The organism is Myxococcus xanthus, from assembly GCF_013116825.1.
Lineage (GTDB): Bacteria > Myxococcota > Myxococcia > Myxococcales > Myxococcaceae > Myxococcus > Myxococcus xanthus_B.
On sequence record NZ_JABFNS010000208.1, the window covers coordinates 1 to 10,370 of the forward strand.

The following is a 10,370-nucleotide window of genomic DNA, read 5'->3' on the forward strand; positions in this document are numbered from 1 at the left end:
GCACGGAGGGCGGGGGCGTAGGGGCCGTGGGCGCCTGGGCCGAGCCGCCGTTGCGGAGGAATGAGAGCGGGCGCGCGGCGGAAGGTGACAGTCCCTCCATCACCGGGCCGGAGGGGACCATCTGCGTGGCCTGGTAGCCCTGAGGAGACGGTGTGGCGCCGCCGCCGTTGCGGAGGAACGACAGGGGGCGGCTCGCTGCCGGTGACAGGCCGTCCATGTGGGGCCCGGGCGGCGGCGCTTCGGCTGGATGATGCATGGCGCCGGGAGGCGCAAGACGAGGCGGCTCGTCCTGGCGCGTGGCTCCCACATGCGCGCTGCCATGGAAGGGCTCCGGCGGGCGAATCTCATCGGAGGCAGGCCTCGTGCGAGGCGGCTCGTCCTGGCGCACGGCCGTCATCTGCGCTGACGGCTCGCTGGCGCGCACAGGCGTCTGCGCCACGGGCGCACCCCTCGCTTCCCACGGACGTGGGGCGGGGGCGGCCACCTGCATCACGGAAGTGTCGTGTCGTGTCTCAGGCGCGAAAGTTCGTGGGACTGGAGCGACCTCCCGGCGCTCCAGCGTTCGACTTCGCGGAACCTTCACCCAGCCCCGCCGCGAGCTTGTCCACGCGGGCAAGCAGCTCGGGAATCGACCCCCCCGGCGACAACTGGATGGCCTTGAGCAGCGCCATCTCCAGGGCCAGCCGAGGCTGGGCCGCACGCGACACGTCCCAGATGCAGCCGTGCACCACGTCGAACAAGCGCGTGAGCTGCGCGGCCTCCGCGTCCTGCGCCAGCGCCATCAACGCCTTCTGCTCGGACTCGGCCAGCTCGTCGGGCGCCTTGCCCAGCGTCTTCGTGACGAAGAGATGCCGCAGCTGGAAGGCCAGCTCCTCGGCCAGGCGCTTCAAGTCCAGGCCGCGGTTGAAGACTTCCTCCACCCGCTCCAGCACCCGCTTCGCGTCCTTGTGGACGAGCGCATCGGCGAAGTCCTGCACCAACGTCCGGTCGATGGCGCCCAGCGCGTCGGCCACTTCCTCGTCGGAGGGGTTGGCGCCGCACGAGGCGAGCACCTGGTCCAGGAGGCTCAGCGCATCGCGCATGCCGCCTTCGGACTGGCGCACGACCAGCGACAGCGAGCGGTCGGAGATACCTGCGCCCTCCGCCTTGCAGATCTCCTGGAGGCGCTGAAGCATCCGCGCCGCCGGAATCCGCCGGAAGTTGTGGCGCTGGCACCGCGACAGGATGGTGTCCGGGAGCTTGTGCGCCTCGGTGGTCGCGAAGATGAACTTCACGTGCCCGGGCGGCTCCTCCAGCGTCTTGAGCAGCGCGTTGAACGCCGCTCCCGACAGCATGTGGACCTCGTCGATGATGTAGATTTTGTGGCGGTCCCGCTGGGGCAGGTACTTCGCGTTCTCGCGAATCTCGCGGACGTTCTCGACGCCGTTGTTGGAGGCACCGTCGATTTCCGCGACGTCCACGCTGGTGCCGGCGGCAATCTCCGTGCAGGCACGGCACTCGCCACAGGGCTGGGCGGTGGGGCCCTTCTCACAGTTGAGCGCCTTGGCGAGCAGTCGCGCGGCCGTCGTCTTGCCCACGCCACGAGGTCCACAGAACAGGTACGCGTGCGCGACCCGGTCCATCTTGATGGCGTTCGCGACCGTCCGGACGACGTGCTCCTGTCCGGTCATGTCGTCGAACTTCTGTGGGCGCCATTTGCGGGCGAGAACGAGGTAGCTCATGGGGGGCGTCATCTAAACACGGCGGCGTGAATGATCCATGTCGTTGCCCTCCCACGAGGTGGGATTCCACTCTCCGTCGGGCTCGGACCCAGGGCGGGCAGACGAACGCTTCACACCTTGCGTCCGGGAACGCGGGCGGAAAGAGTCGGCCGCGCCCGTGTCCGCCCCCCTCCCTGTCACGCCCGCTGATTCCATCCCGACCCCGGAGCCCATCTCCCAAGCGCCCGGGGCCACGTCCCAAGAAGCGCCGATGCGGAACTGGATGCGCTGGGTGCTAGGGGCAGTGGCGCTGCTGCCTGGCCTCATCGCGGTGGTGCAGTTGGGCCGCATCCATCCGGACGAGGTGTACCAGTCGCTGGAGCCCGCATGGTGGCGCGTCCATGGCTACGGCGTCCTGGCCTGGGAGTGGCGTGACGGCCTCCGCAACTGGGCCGTGCCCGGCGTCCTGGCCGGCTTCCTCAAGCTGGCGGACCTGCTGGGCATCACCCACCCGCGGGCCTACCGCGTCGTGGTGGCCATTCCGCAGGTGGCCTTGCACGCCTGGAGTCTCTGGGCCGCGTACCGGTTCGCCCAGCGCCGAGCGGGGACCGCGGGTGGACTGCTGTCGACGTTGCTCGTGGGGCTCTACGGCCCCCTGCTCGTCTTCGCGGGGCGCACCATGGCCGAGTCGATTTCCGCCTCGCTGCTCATCGTCGCCGTGGAGGCGCTGGACCGGAGAGGGCGGCTCGCCAGGGCAGGGCTCGTGGGTGGCGTAACCCTGGGGCTGGCGGTGGTGGCCCGTTACCCGTCGGCCGTCTTCGTCCTGGCTGCGCTGGTGTGGCTGGCGGCGGCGAGGCGGTGGCGACTGCTCGCCTTCACGTGCGCTGGAGGATTGGGCGTGGCGGTGGCGCTCGGCGCGTTGGACTGGGCGACGTGGGGCTCGCCGTTCCACTCCTTCTTCGCCTATGTCCGCTTCAACGTCTTCTCGGGCAAGGCCGCGGCGCAGTTCGGAGCTGACGCACCCAGCTTCTATGTGAAGCCGCTGCTCACCGCCGTGCCGCTCTGGGCCTGGGCCGCCGTGCCCTTGGGAATCGCCGCGCTTCGCCAGCGCCGCGCTCTGTCCCTGCCGCTGTGGTGTGCCGCCGTGTACACCGGCGTGCTCCTGGCCACCGCGCACAAGGAGGAGCGCTTCCTCTATCCCGGCCTGGTGCTGGGCGTGCTGGCCGCGGCGCCACCCGTGGCGGCGGGCCTCGTCCAGCTTGCTCGGCCAACGGGGCGGTGGGGCCTGGCTGGACTCGCGCTGGTCACAAGCATGACCGCGGCCGCCTTCTTCCCACCTGGGGACCTGCGGGCAGACCAGTTCCGCGCGATTGTCGCCGCCACCCGTGGCAATGCGCGGGGGCTGCTCATCGTCAATGAGGGACTGTGGGGCTCGGGCGGCTACTTCTACCTGGGGAAGCGGATTCCCTGGCTCACCTGTGACTGGCCCCACGACGGCGCGTTCCAACGCGCGCTGCGGGACAGGACGTTCAACCGCGCCGTCACCTTCGAGGACCGCGCGCTCGCCGAGCTCCAGGCCGGCGGCTTCCAAATCGTCCGGAAGGTAGGCCGCGAGACGATTCTCTCCCGTGAGTAGAGGAGGGGAGCGGCCAGCCCGCAAAGGCGAAGAGCCGGTACCCTGGACAGGACACCGGCTCTTCAAAAAGGACGGCCGGGACACACGCGGAAGTACGCTACCGTTGCTTCCTTCCGGACCTGGCGGGGTTCACGCCCCCACGTTGTCCCGACCATAAAGAATGTAACCACGTACTGCAGAAACGACAACGGAGAGGGTGGGATTCGAACCCACGATACCCTTTCAGATATACACGCGTTCCAGGCGTGCGCCTTCAACCGCTCGGCCACCTCTCCAAAAATCTGGAGCGGAGAGCGTAGGATTCGAACCTACGATACCGTTACCGGTATGCCTGATTTCGAGTCAGGTGCCTTCGACCACTCGGCCAGCTCTCCAGTATTCAATTGTCACGTTTCTTCGCGCGCAAGCGCCCGAAAAACGTCTTCAAAAGCAGGCGACTCTCGTCCGCCAGGATACCACTCGTGACTTGGAGCCGGTGATTGTGTCGAGGCTCTTCAACCAGGTTGTACAGCGAACCCACCGCACCGGCTTTCGGATCGAAGGCACCGAAAACGAGTCGTGTCACGCGAGACTGCACCAGACCTCCGGCGCACATGGCACATGGTTCAAGTGTCACATAAAGGGTGACGCCTGAGAGCCGCCATGCGCCGATCTTCCGGGCTGCGGCATCCATTGCCAACATTTCTGCGTGAGCGAGCGGATTGCGGTCCACTTCGCGGCGATTGAATCCAGTACCAACGACTTCACCGTTGAGCACTGCCACCGCACCTACGGGGACCTCTCCGAGTTCCGCTGCTTCCCGCGCGAGCGATAGCGCCTGCTGCATGAAAGCTTCGTCACTCATGGAGAGCTGCTCGAAAGAAGTGGCGCTCCCTGGAGGATTCGAACCTCCGGCCTTCGGATTCGTAGTCCGACGCTCTATCCAGCTGAGCTAAGGGAGCATTTCTTCCGGCGCTGCTACAACAACAAGTGGCGGAGAGAGAGGGATTCGAACCCTCGATACCCTTTCGAGTATGCAGGTTTAGCAAACCTGTGCCTTCAGCCTCTCGGCCATCTCTCCAACTCTTCTCTGTCAAAGAGCCAACAAATTCAAGAACAAAAACTCGGAGGCGGTAGGATTCGAACCTACGGAGAGCTTGCACCCTCTGCGGTTTTCAAGACCGCTGCCTTCAACCGCTCGGCCACGCCTCCATACCACCGGGGCCGACTTGGCACCCCGCGGACCGACGTCCGTGGGGCCGCCCTTCTACCTGATTCTTCGCGCGTTGCAAGCCGGATTCAGACTCAAATCGGTTTCAGTTCCTTCAAGCCGCCCATGTACGGCACCAACGCCTCCGGAATGGCCACGCTTCCGTCCTCGCGCTGGTAGTTCTCCAGGATGGCGATGGTCGTCCGGCCGACCGCCAGGCCGCTGCCGTTGAGCGTGTGGGCGAGCTGGGGCTTGTCCCCCCTCTGGGCCCGGTAGCGAATCTTCGCCCGGCGGGCCTGGAAGTCGCCGCAGTCAGAGCAGGACGAAATCTCCCGGTAGCTGTTCTGTCCGGGGAGCCAGACCTCGATGTCGTACGTCTTCCGGGCGCTGAAGCCCATGTCTCCGGTGCACAGGAGCATGACGCGGTGGTGGAGGCCCAGGCGACGGAGGATGTCGCAGGCGTCGTCCGTCATGGCCTCGAGTTCGTCCAGGCTCTTCTCCTGCTGGGCGAACTTCACCAGCTCCACCTTGTGGAACTGGTGCTGACGGATGAGGCCGCGGGTGTCCTTGCCGGCGGCGCCCGCCTCGGCCCGGAAGCTGGGGCTGAAGGCGCAGTAGCGGATGGGCAGGGACTCGCCCTCGAGGATTTCGTCCGCGTGGTAGTTGGTGACGGGCACTTCCGCGGTGGGGATGAGGAAGCGCTCCGGCTCGCCCATCGTCTTGAAGGCGTCGTCCTCGAACTTGGGGAGCTGCCCGGTGCCCATCATCGTCTCGCGCAGCACCAGGTAGGGCGGGAGCAGCTCCGTGTAGCCCTTGCTGGTGTGCACGTCGATCATGAAGGTGACGAGCGCCCGCTCCAGCCGGGCCAGTGCGCCCTTGTAGAAGGTGAAGCGGCTGCCAGACACCTTGGCGGCGCGCTCGAAGTCGAGCATGCCCAGCTTCTCACCCAGCTCGAAGTGTTGCTTGGGCGCGAAGAGCAGGTCGGGCTTCTGTCCCCAGATGCTCACCTGGACGTTGTCCTCGGCGCCGCCACCCTCGGGGACGGATTCATGGGGCACGTTGGGGATGAGCAGGAGGATGCGGTTGAGCTCCTCCTCCACGTCCTTGAGGCGCGCTTCCTTCTCCTTGATTTCCTGGGAGACGGCGCGGAGGTCGCCGCGGAGCGCGTCGAGCGCCTTGGGGTCCTCCTTCGCCTTGCGCTTCATCTCCTCGTTGGCGGTGTTGCGGCGCGCGGCCAGCGACTCCACGGAGACATACAGCTCGCGGCGCTCGGCGAAGAGCCGCTGGAAGGGGCCCAAATCCAGGTTGCCGCCCCGCGTCTTGAGCCGGGCGACCACCGCATCGAAGTTCTGCGCAACGTTCCGGAGGTCCAGCATGGAGCACGCCTTGTAGTCACCCCGGGTGAGGCCAGCAAGGTTCCTCGCGTCTGGGGTGCTCAAGGCCGGACGCCGCACCCCCCTCCGCCCTGACTCCGGGGGGGGAGGGGAGGCGCCGGGCGCGGAGACGTCCGGCGGGCGACGACCTCAGTTCTGCAGGTCGTAGATTTCGTCCTCGATGTCCTTCTTGTCGGTCGCGTCCGGCTTGCGGGAGAGGTAGTCCTTGAAGGCCTGCACGGCCTCCCGGCGCTTGTTGCGCTCCTTATAGGCGAAGCCCAGGTAGTAGTAGGCCATGGGGTTCTCCGAATCGAGGCTGGTGGCCTTGCGGTACCAGTCGATGGCCTTGGCGTGCTGGGCCTGCTCGGTGAAGGCGCGGGCCACCTTGTAATAGACGTAGGTGAGCTTGGGGTCCGCCTTCAGGGCCGACTGGTACCGCTTGATGGCGTCGTTCCAGCGCGCGGCGGCGAAGTACGCGTCCCCAATGGAGCCCATCACCCGCGTGCGGCGGGGGTCGGCCTTGAGGCTGGCCTCGAACGAGGTGATGGCCTCGTCGAACTGGCTGCCCTCCAGCAGCGCATGACCGAGCGCCTCGTGGGCGTCCGCGTGGGTGCCATCCAGCTCCACCGCCTTGCGCCACGCGCTCATGGCGTCCGGCAGGTTCTTCGCGTCCCGCAGGATGACGCCGTAGGCGTAGTGGTAGTCGGGGCGGTTGGGGGCCCGCTCCACGGCCTTGCGCATGTTGTCCAGCGCCTGGGTGAATTCCAGCCGCTTCGCCTTCACCAGCGCCAGGTAATAGAGCGCCTCGTGGTTGGAGGGCTCGTTGCTCAGCGCGAGGCCCAGGTTGCTCTCCGCGCCCGGCAAGTCGCCCCGCTCCAGCAGCACGGCGCCCAGCGTAATCGGGATGGTGGTGGAGCGCGGGTCCTCTGTCTTGGCCTTCTCCAGCTCCGCCACGGCCTCTTCCAGTTGCCCCAGGCGCCACAGCACGAGCCCGCGCTGCAGCCGGCCGTCCTTCAGCAGGTGCGGATCCAGCTCCAGGGCGCGGTTGGCCTCCACCTTCGCCGTCTCCAGGTCGTCCGTCAGCAGCGCCACGCGGGACAGGCCCAGGTGGGCGTCCGCCAGGATGGGGTCGAGCTTCACGGAGCGCTCGAATTCCTGCTGGGCCAGCAGCGTGTTGTTCTCCGCCAGGGCCAGCTCTCCGAGGCCCGCGCGCACGCCCGCGTTCTCCGGTGCCTTCTTCGCCGCCTCCTCGAGCTGAGGCCGCGCCTCCGCGTTGCGGCGCTGGGCCAGGTAGAAGCGGCCCAGGTAGAGGCGGGCCTCCACCAGGTTGTCGTCCGCGGCGATGGCGCGCTTGTAGTGGCCCTCCGCGTCGGAGAGGTTGTCGAGCGCGTCCTCGATGCGTCCGTAGAGGTAGGCGATGCGCGCCTCGTTGGGGAACACGCCGTTGGCCTTCTTCACGGCCTCCAGCGCGTCCTGCATCTTCCCGGTCATCACCAGCGCGGTGATGTGGCCGTCCGCGAACTCCAGGTTGTTGGGCTCCTCGGTCGCCAGCGCCTTGTAGATGGGCAGGGCGCCCTCGAAGTTGCGCTGGGCGCGCAGCACCCGCGCCAACTGCCCCCGGAGGAAGGTGGACTTCGCGTCCATTTCCAGGGCGGCCTTGAGCTCGGCCTCGGCCTCCTTCGGCTGGTGCTTCTGGAACATCGCCACGCCCTTGAGTCCGCGGGCGCGCGCCAGCTCCGCGGGGCCCAGCGCGGACTGGACGTCCTCGGCCAGCGCCCGCTCAACGGCCTCCGTGCCCTTCGCTACGTCCTTGCGGACCAGCAGCTCCACCGCGGCCAGCTCCACCGCGGAGGCCACGTGCTTCGGGTCCGCTTCCAGGGCCGCGGCATAGGCGGCGGCGGCTTCGTCGGCGCGGTCGGCGGCCTGGTACAGGTTGCCCACGGCGTGGTGGGCCTTGGCGGACTTCGGGTTCTTCGCCAGCACCTTGTTCAGCGTGTCCAGGGCGCGCTTCTCGTCGCGCTTCTGTGAGTAGGCCTCGGCCAGCAGGAAGGCCAGCTCCAGGTCGCCCTGGGTGTCCTCGCGGCCGTAGGCGCCGCTCAGGGTGGGGATGACCGAGTCCGCCTGCCGGGAGGTGAGCGCGATCGCCGCGGACGCCTTGATGACGTCCACGTCCTTCTCTCCCAGGAACTCGATGTCCGCCATGTCCTGACGGCAGCGGCTCATCTCGTTCGGGTTGCCCGCGGCGTAGCGGCGCTGGAGGTAGTAGACGGACTGGCACCACAGCGAGCGCACCTCCGGGTACTCCTTCTGCGCGAGCACCTTGGCGCTGAGCTCGCGGGCCTGCTTGTAGCTGGCGAAGGTGTCCGTGAGCAGCGCCTGCTTCGCGTCCGCCACCTGCTTCGCCTCGGCCGAGCCGTCGGAGAGGCGGGCGGGGAAGAGGGCGCGGCGGCCGAAGGCACCGTAGCGCGTGCCGAACTCCGTGCCCGCGCCGATGCCCGCCACCACCACGGCGACGCCCGCGGCAATCATCAGCGGGACGCGCTTCTTCCACTTCTCCGTGTTGCCGCTGCGGTCCACCACGGACACCGCGGCCATGCGGCCTTCATAGAGCTGCTCCAGCCGCTTCATGTTGGCCTGCGGGCTGGCGCCGTCCAGGCGGGGCGCGTCGACGACGGCCGCGGCGGGCGCCGCGGTGGGCGTCACCAGCTTGGCGGGGCCTTCCATGAGCCGCTGGATGGCCGCGGCGAAGGTGGGCACCGTGCCGATGGCGGACCAGGTCTCCGAGTCCTGCGACACATCCTCGTTTCCGAGGAGCTGCCCGTCCTCGAGCATCTTGACGATGACGCCCTCGTCGAACGGGCCGAACACCTTGCCCGAGCGCCGGCGGACGTGGAAACGGCGCACCTTGGCGCCCGCCTGGGCGCCGCCGTCCTTGCCTGCGGCGTCGTCGATGAAGGACAGCATCTCCAGGCCGTCCGCGGGGCCCGCGTTGGGCGGCGGCGGCAGCGGGTCGGAGAGGTCCGCTTCCAGGTCGTCATCCGGCCGGGCGGTGGGGTCGAACTCGAGCGAGTCCGGGATGCCGGGCGAGGAAGGCGCGCCGAAGTCCACGTCACCGAAGTCCACGGCCGGGTTGACGGCGACGGCTGGCGCGGGGGCCGGAGGTTCCGAGAAGTCGATGGCGAACGGGTCCGCACCGGGCGCTGGCGCGGAGCCGAAATCGGCGGCGAACGGATCCGCCGCGGAGGCGGGGGCCGGTGGGGCGCTGAAGTCGACGGCGAACGGGTCCGCACCGGGGGCGGGCGGCTCGTTGAAGTCGAACGACAGGTCCGGTGCGGCGGGGGCCGGCAGGTCCGCGAACTCCAGGGCCTGGGGCGCGGCGGGCGCGGGCAGGTCGGAGAAGTCCGCTCCCGGAGGCGGCAGCGCGAACGGATCGGCGTTCGCGGGGACGGGCAGTTCGGCGAAGTCGAAGGACGGCGCTCCCGCGGAGGGCGGAGGCATCGCGTAGGGTGACGCCTCGGGCGCGGATGGCATCGCGTACGCGTCCGGTGCGAAGGCGTCCGTTTGGGGCGCCATGGCCGGCGGCGGCAGGGCGAACGGGTCGTCCACCGGGACGGCCGGCTGCGCATATGCCTCCGGGGGCGGCAGGGCGAAGGGGTCTGCCTGGGGCGGCTGGGCCTGGGCGGCACCGCTGGGGGATTCGATGTCGAAGGCGAACGCGTCCTCGGAGGGCGGCGCCTCGACGGGGACGGGCAGGGCGTCATCGGCGAAATCGAAGTCCCTGGCGGTGCCCGCGGGCGCGTTCACGCCGTAGCCCTGTGCGGTGTCCTCGAAGGGGGCTTCGACGGTCTCGAAGTCGAAGTCGCGCGCTGTTCCCGCGGGTTCATTCACGCCGTAGTCCGACGCCGGCGCGGAGGGCGGCTCGCGGTAGGCATCGCTCGGCAGCGGAATGGAGACGACGCGCGTCACCTCACGGGTGTCCCGGACCGGCTCGCCAAAGTCGTCGCCGAACGCGTCCATGCCGGACGAGCCACCTGCCTGCGGCATGGCCGCGGCGGCCTCCGCGGGCGAGCTCATGTCGAAGGCGAAGGCGTCCTCCTCGGGTGCGGCGCCCGGGAGGGGCATGGCGGCCTGGGCGGGCTCGCTCATGTCGAAGCCGAACGGGTCGGCTTCGGGAGCGCTTCCCGGTAGCGGGACGCTGGCGGCCTGGGCGGGCTCGCTCATGTCGAAGCCGAACGGGTCGGCTTCGGGGGCGCTTCCCGGTAGCGGGACGCTGGCGGCCTGGGCGGGCTCGCTCATGTCGAAGCCGAACGGGTCGGCTTCGGGGGCGCTTCCCGGCAACGGGATGGCGGCGGCCTGTGCGGGCTCGCCCATGTCGAAGGCGAACGGGTCGGCCTCCGGGGCGCCGCCCGGCAGGGGAATGGCGGCGGGCTGAGGCGCGGCCGCGCCGGGGAGGGGAATGGCTGTCTCTTATA

General features: G+C 68.9%; 5 protein-coding genes, 5 tRNA genes, 1 other RNA gene and 1 pseudogene. 1 reads left to right on the plus strand and 11 read right to left on the minus strand.

Annotation, left to right across the window (positions count from 1 at the left end; translation table 11 throughout):
• Both HNV26_RS35330 and dnaX read right to left on the minus strand, forming a co-directional pair.
• Window positions 1-439, minus strand: a pseudogene (locus tag HNV26_RS35330) (hypothetical protein); the annotation flags it as partial.
• A 73-nt stretch (window positions 440-512) separates the two neighbouring features.
• Entirely contained in the window at window positions 513-1,721 is a 1,209-nt protein-coding gene (gene dnaX, locus HNV26_RS35335; protein ID WP_171444472.1) for a DNA polymerase III subunit gamma/tau, read from the minus strand.
• 250 nt (window positions 1,722-1,971) lie between these two features.
• Here dnaX and HNV26_RS35340 point away from each other — a divergent pair, with 250 nt between their 5' ends.
• Window positions 1,972-3,336, plus strand: coding sequence for a glycosyltransferase family protein (locus HNV26_RS35340; protein WP_253817350.1), 1,365 nt, complete (start codon window positions 1,972-1,974; stop codon window positions 3,334-3,336).
• 65 nt (window positions 3,337-3,401) lie between these two features.
• On the opposite strand, the gene ffs is transcribed toward HNV26_RS35340, so the two are convergent.
• The 9 genes from ffs to HNV26_RS35385 form a co-directional block, all read right to left on the minus strand.
• Window positions 3,402-3,494: signal recognition particle sRNA small type (gene ffs, locus HNV26_RS35345), an RNA gene on the minus strand.
• 30 nt (window positions 3,495-3,524) lie between these two features.
• A tRNA-Ser gene (locus HNV26_RS35350) sits at window positions 3,525-3,611 on the minus strand.
• A 12-nt stretch (window positions 3,612-3,623) separates the two neighbouring features.
• Window positions 3,624-3,710, minus strand: a tRNA-Ser gene (locus HNV26_RS35355).
• A 5-nt stretch (window positions 3,711-3,715) separates the two neighbouring features.
• A complete protein-coding gene (gene tadA / locus HNV26_RS35360) occupies window positions 3,716-4,180 on the minus strand; it encodes a tRNA adenosine(34) deaminase TadA (protein ID WP_171444474.1) in 465 nt (154 codons plus the stop codon).
• 20 nt (window positions 4,181-4,200) lie between these two features.
• Window positions 4,201-4,277: transfer RNA gene (locus HNV26_RS35365), tRNA-Arg, on the minus strand.
• 29 nt (window positions 4,278-4,306) lie between these two features.
• Window positions 4,307-4,396 (minus strand) — tRNA-Ser (locus tag HNV26_RS35370).
• Between the two features lie 44 nt (window positions 4,397-4,440).
• Window positions 4,441-4,527 (minus strand) — tRNA-Ser (locus HNV26_RS35375).
• 93 nt (window positions 4,528-4,620) lie between these two features.
• Window positions 4,621-5,901, minus strand: coding sequence for a serine--tRNA ligase (gene serS, locus HNV26_RS35380; protein WP_171444484.1), 1,281 nt, complete (start codon window positions 5,899-5,901; stop codon window positions 4,621-4,623).
• A 147-nt stretch (window positions 5,902-6,048) separates the two neighbouring features.
• Window positions 6,049-10,119, minus strand: coding sequence for a tetratricopeptide repeat protein (locus tag HNV26_RS35385; RefSeq protein WP_171452984.1), 4,071 nt, complete (start codon window positions 10,117-10,119; stop codon window positions 6,049-6,051).
• Window positions 10,120-10,370 lie beyond the last annotated feature (251 nt).

What these genes read in the sequence shown, in the direction of transcription:
- HNV26_RS35385 (WP_171452984.1), bottom strand. Translation starts at nt 10,119, where the DNA reads ATGAGCGAGCCCGCCCAGGCCGCCAGCGTCCCGCTACCGGGAAGCGCT.
- serS (WP_171444484.1), bottom strand. Translation starts at nt 5,901, where the DNA reads ATGCTGGACCTCCGGAACGTTGCGCAGAACTTCGATGCGGTGGTCGCC.
- tadA (WP_171444474.1), bottom strand. Translation starts at nt 4,180, where the DNA reads ATGAGTGACGAAGCTTTCATGCAGCAGGCGCTATCGCTCGCGCGGGAA.
- dnaX (WP_171444472.1), bottom strand. Translation starts at nt 1,721, where the DNA reads ATGAGCTACCTCGTTCTCGCCCGCAAATGGCGCCCACAGAAGTTCGAC.
- HNV26_RS35340 (WP_253817350.1), top strand. Translation starts at nt 1,972, where the DNA reads ATGCGGAACTGGATGCGCTGGGTGCTAGGGGCAGTGGCGCTGCTGCCT.